This window comes from Paeniglutamicibacter antarcticus, assembly GCF_039544305.1.
Taxonomy (GTDB): Bacteria; Actinomycetota; Actinomycetes; order Actinomycetales; family Micrococcaceae; genus Paeniglutamicibacter; species Paeniglutamicibacter antarcticus_C.
On the sequence record NZ_BAABLK010000037.1, the window covers coordinates 91,635 to 116,366 of the forward strand.

20 protein-coding genes are annotated in these 24,732 nt (G+C 60.2%); 12 read left to right on the plus strand and 8 right to left on the minus strand.

The features are described from left to right. On the plus strand, positions 1-876 hold the full coding sequence (locus ABEA12_RS14585; protein WP_210099455.1) for a LysR family transcriptional regulator: 876 nt from the start codon (positions 1-3) through the stop codon (positions 874-876). A 103-nt stretch (positions 877-979) separates the two neighbouring features. Here ABEA12_RS14585 and ABEA12_RS14590 read toward each other — a convergent pair whose 3' ends face one another. Both ABEA12_RS14590 and ABEA12_RS14595 read right to left on the minus strand, forming a co-directional pair. Beyond that, positions 980-2,599 (minus strand): BCCT family transporter, encoded by a 1,620-nt coding sequence (locus tag ABEA12_RS14590; protein WP_210099456.1) that lies wholly within the window; start codon positions 2,597-2,599, stop codon positions 980-982. A 405-nt stretch (positions 2,600-3,004) separates the two neighbouring features. Next, a complete protein-coding gene (locus ABEA12_RS14595) occupies positions 3,005-5,146 on the minus strand; it encodes an ABC transporter permease (RefSeq protein ID WP_210099457.1) in 2,142 nt (713 codons plus the stop codon). Between the two features lie 205 nt (positions 5,147-5,351). Between ABEA12_RS14595 and ABEA12_RS14600 the strand changes: the two genes are divergently transcribed. From ABEA12_RS14600 to ABEA12_RS14625, 6 genes are all read left to right on the plus strand, one after another. Then, positions 5,352-6,014, plus strand: a complete 663-nt coding sequence (locus tag ABEA12_RS14600) for a TetR/AcrR family transcriptional regulator (RefSeq protein ID WP_210099458.1) — start codon at positions 5,352-5,354, stop codon at positions 6,012-6,014. Positions 6,015-6,428: 414 nt separating this feature from the next. Beyond that, positions 6,429-6,947, plus strand: a complete 519-nt coding sequence (locus ABEA12_RS14605; protein ID WP_210099459.1) for an alternate-type signal peptide domain-containing protein — start codon at positions 6,429-6,431, stop codon at positions 6,945-6,947. 46 nt (positions 6,948-6,993) lie between these two features. Next, entirely contained in the window at positions 6,994-7,530 is a 537-nt protein-coding gene (locus ABEA12_RS14610) for a hypothetical protein (protein ID WP_210099460.1), read from the plus strand. A 37-nt stretch (positions 7,531-7,567) separates the two neighbouring features. Beyond that, a complete protein-coding gene (locus ABEA12_RS14615) occupies positions 7,568-8,173 on the plus strand; it encodes a signal peptidase I (protein ID WP_210099461.1) in 606 nt (201 codons plus the stop codon). Next, on the plus strand, positions 8,170-8,655 hold the full coding sequence (locus ABEA12_RS14620) for a hypothetical protein (RefSeq protein WP_210099462.1): 486 nt from the start codon (positions 8,170-8,172) through the stop codon (positions 8,653-8,655). Before ABEA12_RS14615 ends, ABEA12_RS14620 begins: the two co-directional genes overlap by 4 nt. A gap of 557 nt (positions 8,656-9,212) precedes the next feature. After that, positions 9,213-10,160 (plus strand): aldo/keto reductase, encoded by a 948-nt coding sequence (locus ABEA12_RS14625; RefSeq protein ID WP_210099463.1) that lies wholly within the window; start codon positions 9,213-9,215, stop codon positions 10,158-10,160. A 188-nt stretch (positions 10,161-10,348) separates the two neighbouring features. Here ABEA12_RS14625 and ABEA12_RS14630 read toward each other — a convergent pair whose 3' ends face one another. After that, positions 10,349-11,152, minus strand: a complete 804-nt coding sequence (locus ABEA12_RS14630; RefSeq protein WP_210099464.1) for an IclR family transcriptional regulator — start codon at positions 11,150-11,152, stop codon at positions 10,349-10,351. A 169-nt stretch (positions 11,153-11,321) separates the two neighbouring features. Between ABEA12_RS14630 and ABEA12_RS14635 the strand changes: the two genes are divergently transcribed. From ABEA12_RS14635 to ABEA12_RS14655, 5 genes are all read left to right on the plus strand, one after another. Then, positions 11,322-12,377: a 2-dehydro-3-deoxygalactonokinase gene (locus ABEA12_RS14635; protein ID WP_210099465.1), complete on the plus strand. Its 1,056-nt coding sequence runs from the start codon at positions 11,322-11,324 to the stop codon at positions 12,375-12,377. 2 nt (positions 12,378-12,379) lie between these two features. After that, complete coding sequence (locus ABEA12_RS14640) at positions 12,380-13,018, plus strand: 2-dehydro-3-deoxy-6-phosphogalactonate aldolase (protein WP_210099466.1); 639 nt, start codon at positions 12,380-12,382, stop codon at positions 13,016-13,018. Further along, positions 13,015-14,163 (plus strand): galactonate dehydratase, encoded by a 1,149-nt coding sequence (gene dgoD, locus ABEA12_RS14645; protein WP_210099467.1) that lies wholly within the window; start codon positions 13,015-13,017, stop codon positions 14,161-14,163. Before ABEA12_RS14640 ends, dgoD begins: the two co-directional genes overlap by 4 nt. Further along, entirely contained in the window at positions 14,157-15,491 is a 1,335-nt protein-coding gene (locus tag ABEA12_RS14650; protein WP_210099468.1) for an MFS transporter, read from the plus strand. The genes dgoD and ABEA12_RS14650 overlap by 7 nt, the downstream gene beginning before the upstream one ends. Before the next feature lie 232 nt (positions 15,492-15,723). Further along, on the plus strand, positions 15,724-16,797 hold the full coding sequence (locus tag ABEA12_RS14655; protein ID WP_210099469.1) for an alkene reductase: 1,074 nt from the start codon (positions 15,724-15,726) through the stop codon (positions 16,795-16,797). A 93-nt stretch (positions 16,798-16,890) separates the two neighbouring features. Here ABEA12_RS14655 and ABEA12_RS14660 read toward each other — a convergent pair whose 3' ends face one another. The 5 genes from ABEA12_RS14660 to ABEA12_RS14680 form a co-directional block, all read right to left on the minus strand. Next, on the minus strand, positions 16,891-17,499 hold the full coding sequence (locus tag ABEA12_RS14660; protein WP_210099470.1) for a hypothetical protein: 609 nt from the start codon (positions 17,497-17,499) through the stop codon (positions 16,891-16,893). Positions 17,500-17,804: 305 nt separating this feature from the next. Beyond that, the gene (locus ABEA12_RS14665) at positions 17,805-20,975 is read right to left on the minus strand and encodes a helicase C-terminal domain-containing protein (RefSeq protein ID WP_210099471.1); all 3,171 of its coding nucleotides are present in this window, start codon (positions 20,973-20,975) and stop codon (positions 17,805-17,807) included. Between the two features lie 2 nt (positions 20,976-20,977). Then, the gene (locus ABEA12_RS14670) at positions 20,978-22,840 is read right to left on the minus strand and encodes a phospholipase D family protein (protein ID WP_210099472.1); all 1,863 of its coding nucleotides are present in this window, start codon (positions 22,838-22,840) and stop codon (positions 20,978-20,980) included. Then, positions 22,833-24,026, minus strand: a complete 1,194-nt coding sequence (locus ABEA12_RS14675; RefSeq protein WP_210099473.1) for a DUF6361 family protein — start codon at positions 24,024-24,026, stop codon at positions 22,833-22,835. The genes ABEA12_RS14670 and ABEA12_RS14675 overlap by 8 nt, the downstream gene beginning before the upstream one ends. A gap of 139 nt (positions 24,027-24,165) precedes the next feature. Next, positions 24,166-24,672, minus strand: coding sequence for a hypothetical protein (locus ABEA12_RS14680; protein WP_210099474.1), 507 nt, complete (start codon positions 24,670-24,672; stop codon positions 24,166-24,168). Between the last annotated feature and the right edge of the window lie 60 nt (positions 24,673-24,732).

Below are 24,732 nucleotides of genomic sequence, written 5' to 3' on the forward strand. Positions count from 1 at the left end.
ATGGAACTCAGACAGCTTCGCTACTTCGTCGCCGTGGCCGAGGAGATGCACTTCAACCGTGCGGCCGAACGCCTGCATATCGCCCAGCCGGCGCTGAGCCAGCAGATCCAGCGGCTGGAACGGAACCTGAAGACCCAGCTGTTCATCCGCACCACCCGGTCGGTGCAGATTACCGACACTGGCAGGGTGCTGCTCGAGGCCGCCCGCCGGGTGCTGGCCGAGGCCGAACGCGCCAAGTCCGAGGTGGCGCAGGCGACCAGTGGCAGTGCCGGGCTGCTGCGCGTGGGCTTTGTGAGCTCCGCTGCCTTGTCCCTGTTGCCGGGCATGGTCAACAACATGCACGAGCAGCTGCCCCTGATCCGCTTCCAGCTGCAGGAGAACACCACCGAAACCCAGATCCAGGCGGTGCTTGACGGGCGGATGGATGTGGGGATCGTGAGGGAAATCGAACCCATCGAGGGTATTTCCGCCACCCCGCTGCGCCGTGAGGCGTTGGTGGTCGCGGTGCCCCAGACCCATCCGCTAGCGCAACTGGACAGCGTGGCGCTGGCGCAGTTGGCGGGGGAGGAGTTCGTGATGTTCCCGCGCCACCATGTCTCGCGGCTCTATGACCTGATTTCGGCGTTGTGCATCCAGGCAGGCTTTCATATCAAGGTCTCCCAGGAGGCTATCCAGTTCCCCACGATCCTGGGCTTGGTGGCGGCCCGCACGGGCATCGCGGTGGTACCCGAGTCGCTGCGCGCGCTGCAGATCCCCGGGATCGTGTATGTGGATCTGAGCGACGAGGCGGCGTTCTCGCAGGTCTCGCTGATTTGTGCCGAGGGCCGGCGTGAATCGGCGCTGGTGAAGCAATTCATTGACATGAGTGATTTCTAGGGCGCTCCGGGACAAACGGCGAAGGACCCCGAGCGGTGTCAAACCGTTCGGGGCCCTTACTGCGTACACAGTGATCCAGGCGGGCGCGCGCCCGCAACCATGCCTAGCTGTTGGACTTCACCTTCTTGGGCTTCATGACGCCCTGCTCGATGGCCATGCGGCGCACGAACACGGGGGCCGCGAAGACCGAGGGGAGCATCAGGAACCCGACCGGGACCGCAGTGATCACGATGAAGGACTGCAGTCCGGTGATTCCACCGTCACCGATGGAGATCAATACCGCCGCGGCAACGCCCATGGCAATGGCCCAGAAGGCGCGCAGCTTGGTGGAGGGCTCGTCGGTGACCGTGCAGGACTGCGCAATGCTGTAGGACATGGAGTCCGCGGTGGTGGCCACGAACATCACCGTCAGGACCAGGAACCCCACTCCAATGACCCCGGCGAAGGGGAGCTGGTTGGCAATGGCCATCACCGCCGCGGGCAACCCGTCGCTGGCCAGCGGGTCGGAAATCGATCCCGGGTTCTGCTGCTCGAACATGATGCCGGTTCCGCCCAGGACGGTGAACCAGAAGCAGGTGACGATCGGGGGCATGACGGTGGAGAACAGGATCAGTTCCCGTACCGTGCGGCCGCGGGAAATAGTGGCCACGAAGATCGCCATCAGCGGGGCGTAACCCAGGAACCAGGCAAAGAAGAAGACCGTCCAGCCGGCCACCCAGCCCGCGTCGCCTTGATAGAGCGACATGGGGACGAAGTCCTTGAGGTAAACGCCCATGCCGCCGATGAAGGCCTTGAAGATGTAGCCGACCGAACCCAGGACCAGGATGGCGGCCATCAGTGCTAGGGCCAGCCAAACGTTCAGGCGGCTCATGATCTGGATACCCTTGGACAGCCCCGAGGAGACCGAGAGTGCCGCGACGCCGGTGAGCACCGCGATGATCACCAGCTGGGTGCCGTAATTGTTCGGAATGCCAAAGAGCGAGGACATGCCGTAGGAGACTTGCAGGCCCAGGAAGCCAATGGGTCCCACGGTACCGGCCATGACGGCCAGAATGCTGACCACGTCGGCCACGGTGCCGACCCAGCTGGTGAGCACCTTGCGGCCCATGATCGGGTAGAGCAGTGTGCGGGGGCGCAACGGCATGCCCTTGGAAACCGCGTGGGTCATCACGATGGCACCGAGCGAGCCCAGAATGGCCCAAGCCAAGAAGCCCCAGTGCACGAAGCTCTGTCCCAGCGCCTGGTGTACGGCCACGGTCGGATCCGAGGCGGTCGCGCCGAAGAACGGGGGACCGGAGACGTAGTGGGAGATCGGCTCGGCTGCTGCCCAGAAGACGCCTCCGCCGGCCAGCAGGGTGCACATGATCATGGCGACCCACTTGAAGCGGCCGTATTCGGGCTTCATGTTCCCGCCCAGCTTGGCCTTGGCATAGGGGGTCAACGCCAGGACGATGGCCACCAGGAAGGTTGCCAGCAGCAGTGCTTGCCAGTAGATACCGAGCCACTTGGCGGCGGTGGTGAAGCCGTTGCTGATGGCTTCAGAGGACTGGACGGGGAAGATCAGGCTGGTGAGCACAAAGATCGCCAGGATGGAGATGCTCGCCACGGTGACCTTGCGGTCCAGTATGTAGCCCGATCGCGCCGCCGGGGCTTCATCGATCCTCTCGGTGGCTACCGGCGGACTGGGATTGGGTGGTTTAGGGCTGGAGCTGTTGGTTGTCATCGTGGAATCAACGGCTTTCCTGTTAGCTGGATCACGCGTCTTGCGTAAGGATGAGATTAGTCGCACAACATTGACCGAGTCCAAGACTTAGTTCGACTTCATTGATAACTTTCGATTATCTGTCTTGTCGTGGATTCGGTGGTGATGCGGAGTTGGAACCGTTGAATCGAGGGTTCCAAGGCCGGCGGTTTCCCGGGCCAAAGGGGTGCTCACGTCCGTGGCGTGCGGCGTTGATCGAATAACTATACACCATTTGGATCCGAAATGGGAGTCCAGAGCCGGTGTTGTTTTCCGCCGCATCGAAAAACAAGTGGTCACCGAGGTGTCGAAGACGCAAAAAGTGGTCCGGGTCCTCAAGGGACCCGGACCACTTCTTTACTTCAGGAGTGCTGTGCGTGGGGAAATCTAGAGAGTTGCCAGCACCTTCTCATCCTCCGGTGCGCTGGTGATGAAGGGCTCGGGATCAAGAGGGCCAAGAACCTCAGTGGTGGTGCGCACCGGCTTGAACTTGTCGATGACCAAGACCACGGCCAGCGACACTGCGCCCCAGATCCCGAAGGTCACCAACTGCGCGCCGACGATGTCGGATCCGAAGTAGAGAATGGAGCGGACGGCCTCGACCGCGGCCGGCATCGGCAGGATCTCGTGCAGCACGGAGAAGATCTCCGGTTGCATGTAGATCGACAGGGCTGCCCCCGAGGCGGGGATGCCCAGGAACATCAAGATGGCCACGACCGGCAGGATCGAGAGCATGCCCATGAGCCTCTCGAAGACCGTGGCAAACATCGCCACGGTGAAGATCGCGACGATTCCGGTGCCGAACATGGCCCAGAAATGGCCGGAGAACCCGCCGATGATTGGGCCGGCGATCCACCACAACAGGGCCGACATGAATACCGACCAGCCGGCCACGATGGGCAGCAGCTTGCGCAGCGGACGCGAGGCCGGGGCGGCACTGGCACCCACGACGATGATCATGAAGCCGGACATGATCCAGCCCATGGCCATGTACATGGACACGGTACCGGCACTGTCCCCGGAGGAGAGCGGGGCCACGTCCTGGCTCACCAGCTCCATGCCGTTGCCGGCAGCGACCTGGCCGAAGATCTGGGTGATGAGCTGGTGCGCGCTTGACCCGGCCGCCTCGTTGGTCAGTAGCAAGGCCGGTTCCCCGGGCGCGGCCGGCATGACCATGGCGCCGGAGACGGTGCGCTCGGCCACCATGGTGCGGGCCTCGGCCTCGGAGTCCACGGTACGCAGGTCAAAGAGCCCGGGCATGGATTCGTGAAGCGAATCGACGGTTTGCGCCGTGGTGGACACGGTGGGTGCCGAGATGGCAACGGGCATTTCGCGCGGTGTCGGCTCGGCCATGGCACCGAGCATGAAGGAGACCATCATGATGACCATGCCCAGAGGGAAGAAGAGCAAGGCGGCGTAGCGCCAGAAGCGGGTCTTGGGCCGCTTGCCGCCGTGCAGGGACGGAACGCCGATGGCGGGGTCCGGGGCGTTGGGCTTCAACCGGCGCTTCCGGGCATCGTAGGCAAGGACCAGCAGCAGGGCGATGACCGCTCCGATGACCAGCACGGCCAGGTAGCCCCAGGTGCCGGCGCCCTCGAAGTAGAGCACCGAGCGCAGCGCCTCACCCAGTGCGGGGGTGGGCAGGAAGGAGTGGAAGAAGGTGTAGATCCCCGGCATGGTGTAGACGGACAAACCCATGTTCGAAGCCGGGACGCCCAGGACCATCAGCATGAACATGGCTACCAGGATCGCCAGCGGCCCCAGCAGCCGGGTGAGCAGCAGCTGGACGGCGCCAATGGAGAAGACGCCCAGCCAGCTGACCCCGACCATGGCCCAAGCATTTTCCGGTGTCACCACTCCCAGCAGCGGTCCGGTCACGACCCAGACCAGGGACGCGATCAGGGTGGACCAACCTGCCAGCAAAGGCAGGGCGCGGCGGAAGCGCAATAGCTCGGGGGAGTTGGACAGTGTGAGGCTGAAGGGCAGGTAGCCGGCCATGACCAGCGCGGTGGTCAGGAACATGGCACCGAGACCGGACTTGTCGTTCTCCGGCAGCGGGGCCAGGTCCTCGGCGGACATTTTGAGGTCCTGGCCCATGATCTGCGGTGCGAGCAATGCGGTGACGGCCGAGGCCTGTGAGGCTCCGGCGGAACCTGCGGTGTAGAGCGTGGCGTTCGAGCCCTCGAGCACCACCGACGCGGTGACCGTGCGGTCCAGCACCGCCTGGCGGGCCGAGTCGGCGTCGACGGTGATGCGTACATCAACGGCCTCTGGATCGGCCGCTTCCAGCGCCTTGGCAAATCCGGTGGCGCTCGCCGGAGCACCGGCCACGGCGATCGGCATGTTGTGCGGTGTGGGGGCGTGCATGGCCGCCAGGTATCCGCCGACCATCATGACGACCATGATCAGCGGCATGAGGAACATCGCGACGTAGCGTGCGATGGTCTCGGCCTTGGCCTTCTTGCGTGCGGTGGCCTCCGCGTCGAGTTCGGGGGGATGCCCGTTGGTGGTTGTTGCCGTGATGCTCAAATGCTTGCTCCTGATGCTATTGCCTGCCCGGTAGCCGCAGCCCCCAGGGGCTGTCCTGGGTCCACGAAAAACCCATTCGCAAAGTAGGTGGTTGATTCTGTTCAACTACTTTACGCCACGTGGCGTAAAGTTTTCTGCCATAGCGTCAAAAATCACAAAAGCGTGTGTCCGCGATAACGTGGGGACCCAACGAAAGGTGTTCTCCATGGGGCAGCAGGGCGACAAGGCGCGCGAGATATTAATGGACGCTGCTGAGGAGCTTTTTGCCACCCATGGCATAGACGCCGTCTCGAACCGGAAAATCGCCGAGAGAGCGGGAACGGCCAACCACTCGGCCATTGCTTACCACTTCGGGAACCGGGACGAGCTCATACGCTCGCTGATCAACCGCCACCTGGGACAGCTGGAGGGGCGCAAGGCCGAACTCATCGCCGGGCTGGGCGATACTGCCACACTCAGTGACGTGATTGCCTGCCGGGTCCTGCCCTGGGTCGAGCAGCTTGAATCCATGCCGCATCCGAGTTGGCGTGCGCGATTCCTCTACCAAATCCGCACGATTCCCTCGGTGGCGGCCGTGTTTATCTCCTCGTTCGAGATTAACGACGACTTTGACATCCTTCTGGAGAACGTGCGCGGAACACTTGAAGGAATCCCGGAGGCGGTCCTCCGCGCCCGGGCCGACGTGCTCGGGCACATGGCTCTGGGTATCTGCGCCGAGTACGAGACCCAGATCCATGAGGGCTCCGAGGAGGGCAGCTGGCTGTCGGTGGGCTACTTCCTCATTGACGCCGGTGCGGGGATGCTTTCAGCGCCAGTGACCCATCCCGGGGACTTCATGGCCCTGATTCCGACACCCACACTCATTTAGCTTTTATCGTCCGTGGGGGCCATCCGGGCGCAGGGTCCGCCCACGTCGAGTTCTGCGCATGTTGCCAAGGAGGTGCCATGCGGTGATTTTAGTGCCGTCGTACCCCTGCGCATTGCGTCGCTACCAGGTCTCCGCCATCTGCGCGAACCAGCTTCGGCCCTCAAGAAGACGTTGCCCCTGAAGGGTAGTCCAACGCGATTCTTGCCCCTGTCCTATGGCATGGTTCACATTTTCTCCCAATGTAGATAAAAGCTCAAGAAACTCTCAAGAACCACCCCTAAAGACCGGTGTAAAAACTGATGAAAGCTTACGGGAACCCTGCTTAAGACCATGTCCGTGCCTTGAGCATGCGCAGACATAGTTGTCTTAGCGCAGGCCGCTGGGGCAAGGCGCTGAGGATCAAAGGGAAACACCATGAACAAGATGACCAAAGGCGCATTGGCAACCGGCGTAGGCGTAGCACTTCTGCTCAGCGGCGGAGGAACACTGGCCGTGTGGAACACCGCAGCCGAGGCCAATGCAGGCACTATGACCGGCGGCGACCTGCAGATGACTGCCGGAACCGGTACCTGGACCAACTCCAAGGGCACCGTGGTGAAGCTTGCCAGCTACCGCGTGGTCCCGGGCGACGTCCTGACCTTCACGCAGCCGGTCACCGTGGCCATCGACGGTGACTTGATGCGTGCAAGCCTGACAGTCACGGACAAGCTCACCGCTGCCCAGGCCTCCTACCTCAGCGTCGGGGAAACCACGCTCTCGGACAGTGTGAACAAGCCGGTGACCACCGAACTGAACAAGGATTCCGACGGGACCTACACCGCAGCAGTTAAGGTGACCTTCAAGGAAGGGACCACCACCACGACCGGTGCGAAGGCCACCAACGATCTGGGCAAGATCGGCTTCAAGCTCGACCAGATCGCGCCGACCAGCTAGCCAACCCCGCCGGTATTCCCGCAAATCCACGATCGGAAGTCCTGAAATGAAGCGCATGCTCAAAGTGGCCGGGCTGATGCTGGCAGCCACTGTCCTGGGACTTCTCACCGTCCAGGGTTCCTTGGCACTGTGGAACACTGCGGCTTCCTCCACGGCTCAAAGCGTCACCGCGGCGCAGTTCGCGGTGTCGGTGACCTCGGGTAGCGGCGCTGTCGAATACCTGAGCGCGGGAACCAGCACTGTGGACCTGGCGGGCCAAGATCCCCTGAAGCCAGGAGAATCCAATACCCTGGCGATCCGGGTCGGCAACGCCCCCGATGCCGGCAGCGGCACCTTCCGCACCCGCATTGTCCTGGGATCCCCGAGCGTCGGCGGGGAAATGGGGAGCCACCTGACGCTGAACCTCACCAAGGCCAAGGGCAGCGACTGCTCCACCAGGGGCAACAGCCTCACCGGCAGTGACCTGGGGCAGGACGAATCCGCCTTGTACTGCCTGAAAACCACCTTGGCCAAGGACGCCCCGGCGACTCTCTCCGGAGCCAAGGGAACCATCAGCGTTCCGTTGACCGCAACACAGCTCTAAGCCACCACACCAGCTCATCTTGAAAGGACCGGCCACCATGGGACGGCACCAAGCTCCCCGCACCACCGCCAAGAACACCTCGGCGTTGCGCCCCATCGGCCAACTGGTGAGCTTCTCCGTGCTCATCATCACCGCGCTGGTTGCCATGGTCTTGATAGTGGTGCCGATCCTGACCGGCTCCCAGTCCTACTCCGTGCTGACCAACTCGATGAAGCCGCACTACGCGCCGGGTACCTTCCTAGTGGTCAAACCGACCTCCTTCAACTCACTGAAGATCGGCGACGTCGTCACCTACCAGATTGATTCGGGCCGCCCCGAGGTCATCACCCACCGTGTGCTCTCCGTGGGTGCAGACCAAGACGGCCACCGGACGCTGATCACCAAGGGCGACAACAACGCGGTTGCCGATGACGCCGCGGTCACCGAGGTCCAGGTGCGCGGCAAGCTGATGTATGCGGTGCCGTACGTTGGATTCGTCGCCAACTGGTTGGGGAACCAGAACCGTGGCTTGTTCAGCGAGGTGGCAGCCGGCGGATTCATTCTCTACGGGGCGGGCCTGATCATCAACGGCGTGCGAACCCGCCGCAAGCGCATCAAGACCATGGCCGAAACCGCTTCCGTATCGATGGAGCTCGCAGCATGAGCAAGCACCGCGCAACCAAAAAGTCCTTCGGGTGGCGGCTGGCCATCATCACCTATGTGACCGTCCTGCTGCTTGGTCTTGGCGGGGCCGGGGCCCATGCACTGTGGAACATGTCCGGCGCCGGTGTCGGCACGGTAACCGCCGGTTCGTGGGCACCGAAGACCATTCCAGCCAGCGAAGTGGAGTGCTCACGCAAAGACAGCGGCAGCACCTCGAAGATCACCGTGACGTGGCCTGCCGTGGATGCCGACTCGTACATGCTGGATTTGAAAGGTGAGGGGCGGACCGAGACAGGGAAGACCAGCGGATTGACGTGGACCTTCAACCTGGACCGTCCAGGGGTTTTTGGCAGTGACAATTACAAGCTGGCCATCACGCCTTACGTAGGCGGCGTATCCTCCGCTCCTGCGGCTAACGTTGACGTCAACGTCAGGCTCTACACCTCAGGCTTGGGCGAGGTAAGGTGCTCGGCCGCTAAGTAGAAACGGGTGGGCGATCTTTGGCCTCGGCAGTGACATCGTGCGTTTTATTCCGCAGGATTGCTGCCGAGGTTTTGTCGTTGATCGCTGAATGTGTGATGAGCGTAGTGGAGCTTTCAGGGAATCCGGTGTGCGGTTCGTTCCATGAATACCTTTGAATACCGTGGCCGCCTTCATCAGTGCCTCATGCATATATGGGTGGTTGCGGCCATGTAAATGGCAGCGATGATCTTGCCGATGCCGATGCCGATGCCGATGCCATTGTGGGACCTGAGATCCAATACGGGTGGAGCGCGATGGTCCCAGCGCCACATAAAAATTGAACATGCTTGCGGAAATGGCTTTCGGCATGAAGGCATTCTTTGGCCAATAGAAAGGGACGCTGTTCTGCTTCGATCAGTACCATCCAGTGCACTCTCAGCAAGCACACCCAGTTATCTCCGGCCAGTTGGTATCTGGCCGCTTCGCTGGCACCTCGGAATATCGCACGCTGAGGCGAGGTTGGGACTGGGAGCGGCTGCCATTGGCGCAGCAATCCGCATAATAGGCAAGGAGCGCCCATGACTACCCTCGGAACCTCGAATCTTGATATTTTCCCACTGAACCTCGGAGGCAACACCTTTGGGTGGACCTCGGATGAAGCCACCTCGCATGCGGTACTAGATGCCTTCGTCGAAGGCGGGGGGAACTTCGTGGACAGTGCGGACGTCTATTCTGTGTGGGCCGAGGGCAACTCCGGCGGTGAGTCCGAGGCCATCATCAGCTCTTGGCTTGCCAAGGGCGTGAGAGAACGACTGGTCGTGGCCACCAAGGTCTCCCAGCACCCCGACTTCCCTGGACTCTCCGCCCAGAACATCTCTGCTGCTGCCGATGCCTCACTGGAGCGTTTGGGTACCGATTACATCGACCTGTACTACGCGCACCAATACGACGAGAACACGCCCATCATCGAGAGCGCCGCCGCCTTCGACAACCTGGTGCGCGCGGGGAAGATCCGCCATATCGGGCTCTCGAACTTCCCGGCGGAGAAGATTGATGAATGGTTCGCCGTGGCTCATGCCCAGGGCTTCGCGGCGCCGGTGGCGCTGCAGCCCGCGTACAACCTGGTAGCCCGCGAAGAGTACGAAACCAAGTTGGCCGACGTAGCTGCGCGGCATGACCTTGCGGTGCTGCCGTACTTCTCCTTGGCCAGCGGCCTGTTGACCGGCAAATACCGTTCGGCTGCAGACTTGGAAGGAAAGGCACGCGGCCACATGGCCGGGAGTTTCCTCAACGACCGTTCCTTGGGCATCGTCGAGGCCTTGGTGTCTCTGGCCGATGGGCTCAAGGTTGAACCTGCGACCGTGGCGCTGGCCTGGCTCCGCGGCCGGGACAACATTCTCGCTCCGATTGCCAGCGCGAGGAATATCGAGCAGTTGCCGGCATTGATGGCCTCGGCAACCCTTGAACTCAATGACGAGGAGCTTCGGGTCTTGAATACAGCCTCGGAACCAGTGAGCGTGAGCTAGCGGTTTCGGGGGGAACGCGGCCGCGAAGCGGTGCTCATGCGGCCGCTGGCGGCCTCGAGTCGCCCAACCGGTTGGGATTGGCGCCATGACCGCACATATTCGCCGCATCCAGGTTCCGGGGCGGCGCTGATCACGCACTATGATTCTGGGAGTCTTCATCACGTGGCTAGCGGCAGGCGTTGCTGAAGTCAGTCGCCGTAGGTTCGCCCCGTGTAGCCGAGCTTGCGTGAAATTTGCTGCGCGGTATGTGCCATGACGGTCTTGAGTGCCGTCATTCGCGCCTCGGGCATGTACGGGGTGGTGGCAGACATGCTGATTGCGGCGATGATCTTGCCGCTGCCATCGCGGATCGGGGCTGCCACGCATCGAATGCCCGGTTCGTTGTCTTCCAAATCAAGCGCGATACCGGCCAACGCATACACTTCCATCCTGGCCAGGAATTCCTGCCGGGAGGAATGCGAAACCTGGTCAACGGGTGACTCCCGGTCAAAGGTGGAAGTCCAGCGTTCCGGGGTATCCAGCAACAACGCCTTGCCGATGCCAGTTCTGCTCAACGGCATACGCTGGCCCACGCGGGAGCGCATCTGGGCTCCACGTGTTCCCGGAACCTTGTCAACATAGAGAACCTGCGCCTCGTCCTCGACGGCCAGGTGCACCGTATCCTGGTATTTCGCCGCGAGCTCTTCGAGAATCGGCTTGGCGATCACGGGAACCGGGCTTTGGTACAGGGCATGGAAACCCAGCTCGATCAACGCCGAGCCCAGGCTGTAGTCGCTTCCGGCGGTGTTGCGCAGGAACCCGCGGGCGCTCAATAGCTGCAGCAACCGGTGGGTGGTGCTCTTGCCGATGCCCGTTGCTGCGCTCACGGAGCCCAGTGTCGTGGCGCCGTCGGCTACCGCCCGCAAGACATCCAGCCCCCGGGCAAGGGTCTGGGTTCCCGGCGGCGGGGCCGCGACGGCATCTGCATCTTTAGGGGGAGAGTTCAATTCCACGGTGACTTCCTGTTGTTCGGTGTGCAAGGGCTGGAAACAAGGTTTTGCGATTTTCCACCCATCCCACTATATGCGACGGCCTTTGAAATATAGGAACGACTGTCGGACGATTTCATTGTGAACGGGGGCACAACAGGACCCGTGCCAATAAACATTGAAGTTGGGAATCATGAAGCAGAACGACGCACCACGGCTGATCGCCCTTGACTGGGGGACCAGCTCTTGCCGTGTCTATCTGCTCGGCGAGGGCGGTCGGATCATCGAGACCCGCAGCGAACCATGGGGAATCCTGCAGGTTGCCGAGCGGGCTCGCGCGCACTCCACGAGCCTTGAGGCCCAGTTCGAGGAGACGCTCAACGAACTATGTGGCGCATGGATGAATGCCTATAGCTGGCTGCCCGTGGTTGCTTGCGGCATGGTGGGCAGCCAACAAGGGTGGGTCCAAGCGGACTACCGACCGACCCCGGCCGATCTGGCCGTCCCAACAAATACCTTGGCTACCGTGGCCCTGACCAATGGCGGGAGTATCCACATCATCCCCGGCGTCATTGACGATTCGGCACTGCCCGATGTGATGCGTGGAGAGGAAACCCAGATCCTGGGCGCCTTGGAGCTCCAGCGTGGCAGTGACAACGAAGATGTGTCCGCCGGGCAGTGGATGGTTCTGCCGGGGACCCACTCAAAATGGGTCAAGGTCAAGGGATCAACGATCCAGGAATTCTCCACCTCGATGACCGGTGAAACCTACAACCTGTTGATGCAGTACAGCATCCTCGCCAAGCTGGCCGAGACCCCTCTCGAGGCATCTTGGGATGCCTTTGATCGCGGTTTGGCCACCGCCTTCTCCACCGAGGGGAGAAGGGGAATCATGGCCACCGCGTTCTCCGCACGAACCCTGGTGCTTACCGGTCACCTGAGAGCCACAGAAATCTCCGACTACCTTTCCGGGCTCATGATCGGAGATGAGATCCTCTCCGTCTCCCAATCCTGGGAAGGCGAGCAACCACAGCGCATCACCATCTGCGGCAACGAGAACCTCAGCCCGCGCTACCGCCGCGGCCTGAAGCGCCTGGGCATCGAAGAGATCGTGGAACTGCGCAACACCGCCCCCGCGGGCATCTGGAAAATCGCCGAATCCGTGGGTCTCTTGGCCAACAAGAACACCACTGAAGCCGAGGCACACCTCCGGCTTTCCCATTCCTCCGAGCGAAAGGTTACTTCCTGATCATGGCATCACCGAAACGTACACAAACAGGGCTGGTGGCCATTCTTCGCGGGTTGCCCCCGGAAGACGCCGCAGCAGTCGGAAAGCTCCTTTACGCCGCCGGTTTCAGGTCCTTGGAGGTCCCGTTGAATTCTCCCGAACCGTTGAAGAGCATCGGGATCCTGCGCGCGGAGCTGCCCGCGGACTGCGTTATCGGCGCGGGAACAGTGCTCACCGTTGAACAGGTCAATGCCTGCAGGGATGCCGGAGCCCAGATCATCGTTTCACCCAACACCGATCTCGAGGTCATCAAGGCGACGCTTGCCGCCGGGATGGAAAGCTTCCCCGGAGCGGCAACCCCCAGTGAGGCCTTTGCCGCCGTCGCCGCGGGTGCCCGCAACATCAAGATCTTCCCCGTGGAGCAGGTCGGCCTGGCCGGATACAAGGCCTGGCGCGCCGTCCTGCCGGCGGATATCGGGATCATCCCGGTGGGCGGGATCAACGCGGAGAACATGGACACCTGGGTCGAGGCCGGCGCCACCGGCTTTGGCATTGCTTCGGCGCTTTATGCGCCCGGGCGGGACCTGGAAGAACTCACCGCCAGGGCAACAGCGATTGCCGAGGCCTGGAATCGGATTCAAGAGACGAGGAAGTCTGCATGAAAATCACCAAACTCACGACCTACACGGTTCCGCCGCGCTGGCTGTTCCTCAAGGTTGAAACAGACGAGGGAATCGTCGGCTGGGGTGAGCCTGTGCTGGAGGGGCGCGCCGCCACGGTCGCCGCTGCGGTGGAGGAACTCTCCGACTACGTGATCGGCCAGGACCCGCGCAACATCGAGGATCTGTGGACGATCATGTATCGGGCAGGCTTTTACCGGGGCGGACCGATCCTAATGAGCGCGCTCGCCGGCATCGACCAGGCCTTGTGGGACATCAAGGGCAAGGCCTTGGGCGTTCCGGCTTACGAGCTGCTCGGTGGCAAGGTCCGCGACCGCATCCGCGTCTACTCCTGGATTGGAGGGGATCGCCCGGCGGACACCGCACAGGCAGCGCGCGACGCCGTTGACCGCGGATTCACCGCCGTGAAGATGAACGGCACCGAAGAAATGCAGTACATCGATTCCTGGGACAAGGTCGAACAGTGCATCGCCAACGTGCAGGCGGTCCGCGACGCCGTGGGCACCAGCGTGGGAATTGGGGTGGACTTCCACGGCCGCGTGCACAAGCCCATGGCCAAGGTGTTGATCAACGAGCTCGAACCCTACAAGCTCATGTTCATCGAGGAACCGGTGCTCAGCGAAAACATCGGCTCGATGCTCGACGTGCTGCGCAACGCCAGCACCCCGATCGCCCTGGGCGAGCGGCTCTACTCGCGCTGGGACTTCAAGGACATCCTGGCTTCGGGAGCCGTGGACATCATCCAGCCCGACCCTTCGCACGCCGGCGGCATCACCGAGACCCGGAAGATCGCCGCCATGGCGGAGGCTTACGACGTCGCCGTGGCCCTGCACTGCCCGTTGGGCCCGATCGCGCTGGCTGCCAACCTGCAGATCGATGCCGGTTGCTACAACGCCTTCATCCAGGAGCAGAGCCTGGGCATCCACTACAACAAGTCCAATGACCTGCTCGACTACGTGGTGGACCCCTCGGTGTTTGCCTATGAAGAGGGTATGGTCCAGATCCCCAATGGGCCGGGGCTTGGCATCGAAGTCAATGAGGAGTACGTGATCGAACGTTCCAAGGAAGGCCATCGCTGGCGCAACCCGGTATGGCGCCACGCCGATGGGTCGTTTGCGGAATGGTAAGCCAGCACTTGTCCCCGGAAATCTCTGCCCCGAAGGTTCATGCGACCACGGACAAAGCCACCAAGGTCCGCTACGTCGTCGCATTCATGCTCTTCCTTACGGTGGTCATCAACTATCTTGACCGCTCCAACCTCTCGGTGGCGGCGCCGCTGATCGCCGAGGAGTTCGGGCTCGACACCGCCCAGCAGGGTTTCCTGCTCTCGGCGTTCGGCTGGACCTACGCCGCCATGCAGCTGCCCGGCGGCTGGTTGGTTGACCGTGTCCCGCCGCGCTTGCTCTACCCGATCTGCCTGGTGCTGTGGTCCCTGGCCACGATCTTCATGGGGATGGCGGGTAGCTTCGTGGCACTGATCGTGCTGCGCATGGCGGTTGGTGCCTTCGAGGCCCCGGCCTACCCGATCAACAACAAGGTGGTCACCGCCTGGTTCCCGGAAAAGGAACGCGCCACGGCCATCGGGTTCTACACCTCGGGCCAGTTCATTGGCTTGGCGCTGCTGACTCCGGTGCTGATCTGGCTGCAGCACGTGATGAGCTGGCACTGGGTCTTCGTGGCCACCGGTGCCGTGGGCATCGTCTGGGGCCTGATCTGGTACCTCTTCTACCGCAACCCGGTGGATTCGAAGCGTGCCAACGCGGCGGAGATCGAATACATCCGCGAAGGCGGCGGACTTGTCGATCTAGGCAGTACCGAGACTACCGAGAAGAAGCCAAAGCTCAGCAAGACCGACTTCGCCTTGGTCCTGGGACGGCGCAAGCTCTGGGGCATTTACATCGGCCAGTTCTGCCTGACTTCGACACTGTGGTTCTTCCTGACCTGGTTCCCCACCTATCTGGTGAACTACCGGCAGATGGATTACATCCAGACAGGCTTCCTGACCTCGCTGCCGTTCATCGCCGCCCTGGTGGGTGTCCTGATTTCCGGGGTACTCTCCGATACGTTGCTCAAGCGCGGAATGACGCTGGGTGCTTCACGCAAGCTCCCGATCATCACCGGCCTGCTGTTGTCGATGAGCATGATCGGCGCGATCTTCACCGATAGCACCGCACTGGTCATCATGTTCATGTCCATTGCGTTCTTCGGCAACGGGCTGGCTTCCATCACTTGGTCGTTGGTGTCGGCACTGGCTCCGGCACGCTTGATCGGCCTGACCGGTGGCATGTTCAATTTCATTGGCAATCTTTCATCGATCGCGACCCCGATCGTGATCGGCATGCTGGTGACCAAGACCGACTTTGGTCCGGCCTTCATCTACATGACCGTTGTTGCTGCGGCGGGAATCGTTTCCTACATTGCACTCGTGGGCAAGGTCGAGCGGGTCGAAGGCTAGAAGGTTCTCGATCTCAGTACGTAACAGCGGGCTTCCACAGAACCAGCCCGGTTCTTTGGAAGCCCGCTGTTGCGTTTAAGAAGAAGTTGATTGCCTGCTGCCGTACAAGATCGACGTGCCGTCAATAGTTGAGGGCTGCTCAGTGTTCCGCCTCACTCCGGAGACCGTTGGGGAATATCCAGATCACTAGGACTCGTTGCATGATGCAAGTACAAACGACTGGAGTCCTACCGTGAACTTGTTTTCCCCGCTGACCCTTGGCGACCTTGAGCTGCCCAACCGCTTGGTTATGGCGCCGCTGACCCGTTCGCGTTCCCGCATCGACGGTGTGCCGAACGACGACGTCGTGGAGTACTACCGCCAGCGTGCCTCCATGGGCCTGATCATCTCCGAAGGTGTCTACCCCAGCTTCACCGGCCAGGGGTTCGTCCGCCAGCCCGGCTTGGCCACCGAGAAGCAGGTCGCGGGTTGGAAGCGCGTCACTGACGCCGTGCACGCCGAAGGGGGACTCATCGTGGCCCAGGTGATGCACGCCGGACGCGTCACCCACACGGAGATCACCGGGCAGGAGCAGATCGTCGCTCCCAGCGCCATCGCCGTGGAAGGGGAAACCCGGACCTACACCGGTAAGCATGCCTACCAAGTCCCACACGCCCTATCAGCCGCCGAGCTGCCGGGAATCATCGACGAGTTTGTCAGCGCATCGCGCAATGCCATGACGGCAGGATTCGATGGCGTCGAGCTGCACGGTGCCAACGGGTACCTGCTGCACGAGTTCTTGGCACCGAGTGCCAACACGCGTACCGACGCCGATGGCGGCTCCCCGCAAAACCGGGCAAAGTTTGTCATCGAGGTCGTTACGGCTGTGGCCAACGCCATCGGGGCGGGCCGTACCGGCCTGCGTATTTCCCCGGAACACAACGTCCAGGGCGCGCTGGAGACCGACCCGGTGGATGTGGCGGCCACCTATGGCGCGCTGATCGACGGCATTGCCCCGTTGGCACTGGCTGCGTTGAGCATCCTGCACAAGGATCCCTCCGGTGCGCTGGTCCAGGACCTGCGCACCCGCTTTGGTGGACCGGTCCTGCTGAACACCGGTTTCCAGTCCATCACCACGTACGACGACGCGGTGGCCGTGGCAGCCAACGGCTGGGGAGATGCCGTGGTGGTGGGTCGCCCGGCGATCGCCAACCCGGATCTGGTGCGCCGCTGGCGCGAGGACCTGCCGTTGAACGAACCTGATGCTTCGACTTTCTACACCGAGGGCCCTGCCGGCTACACCGACTACCCGTTCTGGGAGAACTAGGCGACATTGGGGAGCAGAGCACGTGAAGCGGTCGGAATCAGTTAAGACTGGTTCCGACCGCTTCACTTTCGGCTGCAGATGTTTAGATTGCGCTTATGCGTTCCATAGTGCTGCATCCAGATCTCCAGGCCGCCAGCCGCGCTTCGCGGCGGCTTCATGGATGACCGCGGAGAGGTGCGGGTATGCGTGATCGATGATTCCAGCTTTGGCAGCCAGTTTGCGGATCCTTACATCGATGGCAACCGTGGTGAAACTGCCGGCCAAGATATCGAAGTAGTCCAACGTTTTTGGTCCGACATGCTTGATGCGGCGCAGTGCCGCACGGAGTTCGTCCCTCTCTGGTGCTGAAGCGAGACGATCACGGAGCTCACTGACGGTGTTGATCTGCTTGGACTCGAAAACACCGAGGATCTCATCGATTTGCTGTAGACGTTCAGTTGATTTCCAACGGATAACCGTACCGAGGTCTCCACCGTTGATCCGCGCACGGAATCCCGAGGCTGTTTCGGCGTCCGGCCAAGCCGCGATCAAAGCGCGTACACGGGGTTCCACAGTGGACTTATAACGTTGACGCCGCTGAAGTACAGCATCAACGATCACTGCACCCATATGATCCCATCCACGTGCCACTTGGGCAGATCCGGTGATTCCGTTCGCATCGATGTAAGTGAGAAGTTTTTCAGCATCAATCGTCGTTGTCATGTAGGCATCTTGACACGAAGCTACGACGGATACCCGGAGATGACGTGTGAAAGCGTGGAGACTACGGGAACGTAAGAATCTGGAACATCCGGCTCCGATAATCTTCCCGAAGAGATGTTGTTGAGCTGAGACGCCCTTGTTGGTGCTGGGGATGATGATGGTGACTCGGACTGGGCAACGCAAATGCCGCGTTTCCCATAACTACCGATGTTCAAGAGCATAGGCCCCGCATGCATGGAGAGATTATGTTCTGGATTTACGCCGGGTTGCCTCGCTCTACAGCGAGGCAACCCGGCGTAAATCCTTTATGGTCGAAGATTAAGTGGTTGCATCGTTGGGTTCTTGAGGGCCTCGATGAGATCATCTTGTCGGGCTTGGCCCAGAAGCAGACGGTATGAGGCCAGCCCCGAGAGCATCCGTGCGGTACGTGGAACGTCACGGCTCAAGGGATGGTCCAGCAGTCGTCGCTCGATTTTCTGGACTCCGGGATGGATCCAGTACGGAGCAAATTCACGTTGGTTCTCCGGAAGATCCGGCAAATGGCGTTCTGCTTCCTTGAACAATTCGTGCCAAGGATTCCGAGGCTTCGATTCCATGACACGTTTGGCGTGGGCTACCGCTGTATTCTTTCGGACGGCGTGTCCCATGTAGCGATTCACTCGTCCTTCGCGTTGTTCGAAATCGACGGGGTTGGACGGCGCATTCCAGTGGATGACCGAATGGCACCACCAGTGGAAGTCGATTCCTTCCTGCCCTACGGATGTCGTAGCCAAGACGAAGGGCCAAAACGGGCTATTGAATGCCCGACGGACTTCGGGAAGTCGCTGGGTCATCCCGCCCTCTGTTTTGCCTCCGCCATACCGGACTGCGAAGCGGGTGGCCATGCGCAGGATCGCCTCAGGCTGGCCAGGATATTTGGCCGTCAACTGCGCAGCTGTCAACGACAGTGCACCTCGAATCGTTTCGGCGATATCCCAAAGCTGCTCGGCGGTTATCGTAGCCTTGGGCTGCTGGCTGCGTAGCTGGTAGACATACTCATCAAGAACGGACTGCAGGTTGCCGTCCAAGCAGTATTGCAAGACATGCTGCCAGTAGTCGCCCTCCTGATACATGTAGTCCAGTAGGGCTGAAACATCCTGCCGGTTAAACAGCGCGCGCAGCCCATTGGCGGCATGAACTGTTGCTTTCCAGTGCTCCTCGGCGTCGAAGGAGGCGGGCAGGATTCGACCCAACGCCCGATACATGCAATTAGCGGGCGAAGCGATGGCCAGCTTTCCAAGACCGGGGCGCGCGCCGGTCTTTGGTCCGGCAATGGTTTCCAGCATCTTGACGGCGTGCACCATGAAGATGCTTTCCTCGGGCACTTCACCCTCAACACTGGATGTGGATGACCGGGATCCAAGATCGGCGACCATCTTGATGTGATTGCGGGCTTGAGCTGGGTCGGTTTTCCAATGCGGCGGCAGTGCCCCGGGAAGGCCGAAGTATGAAGACCACAACCCCAGCTCGTCGTTCGGCACCGTGTCGCCGGCTCGTTCGCGACAAACGGCTTCGGCCGAAGCAACCAAATCCGAGGTCACCGGCAATCCCCTGCTTCCGGTGTCGGATGGCGTTGATCCGGACGCATCGCCGGGGTTGAGACGGAGTGGATCCGTGCGGTTGGCTAGGGCGGCATGGGGCACGAATAGTGCCATGGCAGACATGCTGGAAGGCGCACCTTCACGCAAACGCCAGTTGAACCGTCCCGTGAAGCGTTTCCGAGCTTCGGCCGTGTTTTCCAGCGGTACGTCACGCAATGTCATCATCTTCCGCTCCGCCTCGTACGACAAGAGCGTGGATACGGCATTCGGGGTGGCGTTCCACGACGAAAATATGAGTTGCTTGGTCAAATCGGGGCTAACGGCCGCGTATGCCCCTGCCGGTTGGGTATAGGGGCAGGAGGGCGGCATCCATAGCAGTTTCCATTGGCCTTGGCCAAGTGCGTGTTCTTCGACCTCACGGTACTTGGCGTTGTCGGATTCGAGCCGATCGAAGTTTGCGTAGCGGAGGCTATCGATGGTTTTCAGGCTTGGAAGCAGTGGCACTAAGGACTCGGTCGCGCCCTCGATTGTCCCGTCTATGATCTTTCCGAGTTGGTAGTCGCCAAGGAAATTTGCGAAGTAGGGTACGGATTTCCAATACTCGATGGGATTGCCGGCATCCGCCGCTCGCGAGGCCGCCGTGAGTGCCGTCAGGCTGCGTAGGTCTTCGGCGTGGAGCCTGTTTGGTTTCATCCGAACCACACGCAACATGTCTCCTTCGGACAGCTGCGGACGTTCCGTCCTGCACATATAGCGCTTGAGCTGCTTCTGCAGGTTCAGATAATTGTCCCCGCTTTCGATACCGGTGAGCTGGCGCCGGCGGCGTGCCAACAGGGAGTCCAGCCGTCCCATCCACTGCGGTTCATCTTGGGACAGGAAGGAAAGTAGCTGACGGAATTCCTTCGCATGGTCTTCCCCTGATTCGTTGTCGCCCGATGTATGTGCTTTGTAGGGGGTGGCCGAAAGCAGCAGTAACTTGGCTCCCTTGTAGTTCAGGAAATTGCGGGCGAGTTCCGCTGCCCCCTCTAGTTCGCTTTCCTCACCTGTGCTGAACAGGAGGTCTTGAAACCGTTGGAACTCATCCAGGATGATCAGATCAGGCTCGAGGCATTCGAGTCCGATTTCGGCGAGGACAGCCCGCATCTGACCGATGAGGTCCCGCATGGGTTCCCTTAAAGAATCTAGGTCGGACATGGAATGCAGCATGCTCTTGAAACGTCGTATCAAGCCAAGCTTTGTGGCACGGGACTTGAACCCGCGCTTCACCATTCCGGAGAACCCCTTGGGAACGCGCTGTCTCGTTCTATTCACGTTGTAGCTGAAGCCAGGGATTCCGGAATTTCCGCGAAGTAGTTCAAGGGCACGTTCTTGATCATCGGCCGAGAACCTCCGCGGAGCGATTCGGCTGTCACCTTCACCCAGGATTTGTTCCAGCATGACGTAGAGAACAGCACGCTCGTCTGAGTTTCCTAGCCTCTGGCTATCGTTGAAGGATGTGCCGGGAGTGATGGAAATGAAATTGACGCGCTTGGTGGTGTTCGCTGCTGGTGAGGCATTGAGTTTGCCGAGCTCAAGTGGGAGCAGTGAGAGGCGTCCGGATTCAATAACGTCAGCCTGTCCGGTGACGTTGATCCGGGCGATGTTTTGTCGGGCGAGGTCCGAATTGGAGCACATATAGACAATGTCAATGCGGTCAACGTCATTAACGGACTCCAGATGTTCTATCGCCTTGGCGACGAGGCCGGCCGCCACGACGGATTTACCCAAGCCGGTTTCATCCGAGACGAGGAATCGGTCGGTGGTGGGCGAATCCGTGTACAGGCGCTTGAAAACATGGTTGACGGTCTTCGTCTGGAACTTTTTGAGTCCTGAAAGTGTGGACTGAGCTTTGAACATGGTTATGGTCCTTCAACTGCAGCCAAGGCTGCGTCCCAGAGAATGCGGATTTCATCCAAATCGGGATCCCCGTCGGACATCGCATAGAGCTGTGCCAGCACTGGCTCCACATCCGCAAAAAGCTTTGCCGCACCTGGACTGGCTGCGGCTGTTGCCACCACCTCGAACAAACCAGAAAATCCCATTCCATTATCTGCCAGCGCTGCACCGAAAAAACCCAGCGACCCATCAGTCGAGTTCTGGGGAGAGACATCTTCGGGTGTGAGAAACAAAAGCAGGAATGCCCGGAGCTTCTCGGGTGTGTCGAGTTGGCTGGCAATGATTCTGTCGATGCGTCCATCTATATCCGTACGCAGGACCCCCTGAACAATGGTGCTGCGTTTCATTCCTGAATCGACGTCCGTCAACTCTATGAGGGCGAACGGCGTCACTGATGCCAGCGGCAAGCGGGAGAAGAAATGGCGTTCGGGCCTGTTATCAGCCTCGATACGATGCAGCTGGTTGGGCAATGTCAGTAGGCCGATCTTCGCCGCGAATCCTGGTGAAGGTGCGTAGGAGTGTTCAATCCGAAGCTCGTAGTCATCACGTCCGATCGAACTGGAAGCGTCGAGGGTGAACACGTGGGATGCGGCCTCGATCAGGGCATTTTGAAGTCGGAATTCAAGTGCTGATTCTTCAGTGTGCTCCATGCCGCCGGGTCCCTCATGCAGAAGGAAATGTAGCGATTCGAGGTCCTTGCGAACCTGGTCGACACCGATCGTCGTCTTGGGGCCGGTCATCTCAACACAGAATTCGACGTTACGGCGGAACGCGGCTTGCGTGGCATTCGCAGATCCAAGAAGCACATGGGTGGTACGGTCAAAATCCGTGAAAACGGCCTTCGCGTGTAGTCCTCGTAAATCTTCGGCTTCCATCATGGCATCCATTTCCTCTTCGTCAGCGACACCAAGCTCGTTGAAAGAGTGGAAAACAATCTTTGGATCGCTCAGTGTCTCCGGAGAGAGCGTGTCCAATTCTTCGCCCCTCCCGAATACATCAAGTTGTTGCGTCCATTTGTCACGGAGCGCCACAACGGTGGTGTCGTCAACAAACGGCGAAATCAGAAGCTTCTTGGCACCAAAGCTTCGGCGGCCATCGCTTTGTCCGTTAAGGCCGACGGCGGACTCACCATCACCCAGCAATCTGGCAAGTGAGCTTTCCGGGATGTTTTCTCCCGTTCCGAGGGGACGGAATGCCAAAGTGCCGATGTCGGGTGGCAGCTCCCATATCGCTTGGGTGAGTCGCTGAGTGAGCCCCGAAATCCGGGTAATACGATCGGGATCAAGATCGCGGGTTGCCATCCCCGGCAATGCCTCTATAAAGCGGGCCAGCGGACCGTTATCTATGGAGAAATCCTGTGAGTCCTCTTCCGGATCAGAGATACGCCCGTCAACACGGACCAAGAGATCCCACGAGGCATCAGGGGTGAGGTTCCGGCTGCTACACAGGAATCTATATGTGAGGTGTTCGCCGGACTCGTATTCGACGAGCCAGATTTTTGGATGGAAAAGTGCCCCACGCTGCGGAGACACGACCTGATGGAGCATCGGTTCAAGGACCGTCAATAAATCGTTGGCTTGGCGGGGAACACGTGTCAGTCCGGCTTGACTGAAGATGTCGATCCGGTCGGAGACCTTTCGGACGGCATTTATGACCGCGACGGAGTTCTCCGGGTCTTCACCGGAGCCTTTGATGAAGCTCAGTGGAATGGCGAGCGCGCTGACCATATCCAGCGTGAACGTGGTTCCCACCGCTTGCCTCAGTCGGTAGCCATGAGGTGGGCGTAGCTGTTCCGACAAGGACTCGCGTGAATTGGCATCAAGCATTCTTCAACCCTTCAGCAATGTCGTTGACCATGGTTCGGACTTGGGCCCATCTAAACGTCTGTCGTCCGAAGGATTCGGGGGCTCGCCACTCACGAAGCCTGCGCATATTCACGAAACGCGAGTTTGAGCGCTTGGCCTGTTGCTCTCGATGTTTCACCATTTGATGCAGAGTCGTATTCGTTGCTGGGTGCACGGAAGAGGATAGTTCCTTTACTGCCGAACTGAGGAAGGCAATTGAGGAAGGCGGAATTCGCGGATTGGTTTGATGGGCACGGCGAAGAAAGTCTTCCAGATTCCATCTTCTAAGTAGCAACCGGTTTTCGTCGTCTTCCACCCACTCGTCAAGAGGAGCGTAGCCGTCGTCATTCGTGGCCGACGCGGGTTCCGCTGCGAACTTCCGGGAAGCTTCTACTGCCAAAAGGTGTGCATAGGTTGAGTCGAGTCCCCATTGCAGTGCGGAGTAGGCCTGCGCATGTTGAAGCCACACGGAGGCTTCCCCTTGCGCTTCTTGACAGCCGGGATCAGCCCAAGGCGATGAAGATTTTTTCTGGACCAAGCGGGGCTTGGAAACTATGTGCGCAAGTAGTGTGTCGGGGACCGTGGCCAGGATGCGGTCTTGGATCCAGAGCGCTTCGTCTCTTGTAAGTTCCATGCCTCGGTCGTTGCTTGCGGGGAAGCCGTCGGGGACCAGCGGCAGAGTAGCGGTCCATACTCGTTGAGTAGGGATACCGCTCTCATGTGCAGATGCTTCATGCAGCATCTCTTCGCCGACGTTCGTCCGGTCCACCCCGTCCCCAACGATCCCCCACCGCCGGAGTGCCGTCCAATAGGCTGCCGATGGAAGCGTTGAGATTCGGTCGCCAATATCGCTGCCGATGAACTGTCTGGCACCGATGCGCTGCAAGTTGCGAATGAGGCGCCGTTCGGTGTGTTCGCCTTTGGCCCGTTGTTCTTCACCCGTGGACGCGAGGCTCCCGGCTTGGTAGCACCACGGAATAAGGATCAAGTACTTGGCCGCCACATGCAGCACCGAGGTACCGGGGAACAGGCTATTGCTAATGACATCGCGAAACTGTCCCAGGGCAAGGTCATCAACGCTTCCGGGGAGTTCGAAAAGCTTGACGATCTCTCGCATGCGATTAGTCTCTGCGGTGTTGGCATCAAGCCATGAAATCAGCGAAGGCATAACCGACTTATATCCCACGAACTAGGCGAAAAGGAAAACGGAGTGAACGTAGTGCGCGTTCCCGCGCGGATTTGACGATTTCGCCAGAAGGGATGTGGTGAACTTGCTCGAACGAAATTGTTCCCCGGTGTACGAAGAACTAAGAAAGCCCCGTCCACCATCTTCGAAGTTTAGTCCGTTTGAGAGGGTCAAATTCGATGCGTGGGTCTTCGATGAGTGCCTTAAAATTATCCAGACGTTCCGAAGGGAAGCCCTGCGCAAGTTTGATGAGTTGGGGATCACGCAGCGCAAAAACGATACCTGACATCCAGATATGCCAAGTTTGGTCAGTAATGAAGCCCTGTTCACGAAGATCAAGCTCATCCTCACATAGGAGCAAATAATCGCAGAGTGCGTTTCGTTCCGCGTTATTTGGAACGTAGTCCACGTGCCCATGCACAAAACGGGAGGGCATGCGTGAAGAAATATCCCAGTAGCGTTGTACATACATGTTCTCGAACTCGCGATGCCGGGCGTTTCGTTCACCGATTATTTGCCAGCCGATGGCCAGAACCCCGATACCAGTCAGTATCGTTACAGCGAAATAGATACAGTCAGCCCAATCCCACTCGACTAATGGGTCCACCAGCAATACTCCTTCGGTCATTTTCCAACCCGTCAGTTATATCTTGTTTGAGGCGGACGATGGAAAAGCGTCAATTCGTGA